This is a genomic window from Microbacterium sp. K41 (genome assembly GCF_004794395.1).
Taxonomy (GTDB): domain Bacteria; phylum Actinomycetota; class Actinomycetes; order Actinomycetales; family Microbacteriaceae; genus Microbacterium; species Microbacterium sufflavum.
Genome location: NZ_SSDO01000380.1, coordinates 1 through 417, shown reverse-complemented (window position 1 = coordinate 417; position 417 = coordinate 1). Strand labels below are relative to the sequence as shown.

Here is a 417-nt window from a genome sequence, read left to right as displayed (position 1 = left end):
CGGTCGTCCCGGGGCGTCGCGCCCGACGCGCCCGTCTCACCGGGCGCACTGCGCTCGTGGTGGACGACGGCGTGCTCGCGGACGCGATCGCCGACGGGGTGGCCAGGCGCACGGGTGTTCCGCGACCGCGCGTCGCGGTCACGGTGGGGCGCAGAGCCGCCACGGTCCGCCTGACCCCGACCAGCGGGGTGCCCGTGGACCGTGATGCGGCGCGGACCGCTGTGGTGCGCGTGCTGGACGAGGTGGGCTTCGCCCTGACGCCGCGTGTGCTCGTGGCGACGGAAGGAGTGGTCGGATGAGGCTCTCGGGATCCGTGGGGAACCGGGTGGTGCTGCTCGGCGGCGGCCTCGTGCTGCTCGCGGCGGGCGCGGCACTCGTGGCGACCGGGCTGGAGTCGGCGCGGCTGCTGCCCGCGGG

1 pseudogene is annotated in these 417 nt (G+C 77.2%); it reads left to right on the top strand.

The window, feature by feature from the left end:
* Positions 1-299 (top strand): annotated as a pseudogene (locus DW309_RS19620) (hypothetical protein); the annotation flags it as partial.
* Between the last annotated feature and the right edge of the window lie 118 nt (positions 300-417).